This is a genomic window from Streptomyces swartbergensis (genome assembly GCF_002148965.1).
Taxonomy (GTDB): Bacteria; Actinomycetota; Actinomycetes; order Streptomycetales; family Streptomycetaceae; genus Streptomyces; species Streptomyces swartbergensis.
On the sequence record NZ_NGFN01000731.1, the window covers coordinates 1 to 1120 of the forward strand.

Consider the following 1120-nt stretch of genomic DNA (forward strand, 5'->3'; position numbering starts at 1 on the left):
GCCGCCGCCTCGACCACACCGGCCGTGCTCGCCTGGGACGCAGCCACCGACACCGAACTCGCCACGCCCGCCGGGGACGGCGACGACCTCGCCTACATCATCTTCACCTCCGGCTCCACCGGACGCCCCAAAGGCGCGATGGTCCACCGCGCGGGCATGGTCAACCACCTGCTCGCCAAGGTCGACGACCTGCACCTCACAGCCGACGACGTCGTGGTGCACAACGCCCCGGTCACCTTCGACATCTCCGTCTGGCAGATGCTCTGCCCCCTCATCACCGGCGGACGCCTCACCGTCGTGGACCGCGACACCGCCGCCGACCCGCAAGAGCTGTTCGGCCGGATCACCACCGACGGCGTCACCGTCCTCGAAGTCGTCCCCTCCCTCCTCCGCGCCGCCGTCGACGCGTGGGTGTCGGGCACCCCCCGGCCGTCGCTGGACGGGCTGCGTTCGCTGATGGTCACCGGCGAGACGCTCCCCGCGGACCTCGCGGTCACGTGGGGCGGGCTGGAGCCCGGCATCCCGCTGGTGAACGCCTACGGGCCGACGGAGTGCTCCGACGACGTCACCCACGCCGTCATCACCCCCGCGACTCCCCTGGACACCCGCGCCCCGATCGGCCACCCGGTACGCAACACCCGCCTGTACGTGCTCGACGCCCACCTCCAACCGGTACCGCCCGGCACCCCCGGCGAGCTGTACGTCGCCGGCACCGGCGTCGGCCACGGCTACCTCGACAACCCGACCAAAACCGCCGCCACCTTCATCGCCGACCCCTACGCCCACGACCCCGGCACCCGCATGTACCGCACCGGCGACCGCGTCCGCCAACGCCCCGACGGACAACTCGAATTCCTSGAACGCACCGACCACCAGGTCAARATCCGCGGCCACCGCATCGAACTCGGCGAAATCGAAACCGCCCTCCGCCACCTCCCCGGCATCACCGACGCCGCCGCGGCCGTCCACCACGGACGCCTCGTCGCCTACCTCATCGGCACCACCGACSAACCGAAAACCACACTCGCCGGCATCCTCCCCAACTACATGGTGCCCAGCRCCTTCCTCACCCTGGACGCGCTCCCCCTCACCCCCAACGGCAAGATCGACCGCAAGGCCC

Annotated in this window: 1 protein-coding gene; it reads left to right on the forward strand. The window is 71.1% G+C overall.

Going from position 1 to position 1120, the window contains the following annotated elements:
- Positions 1-1120 (forward strand): amino acid adenylation domain-containing protein (locus tag CA983_RS43950; RefSeq protein WP_143645856.1); only part of this gene is annotated, 1120 nt, incomplete at both ends.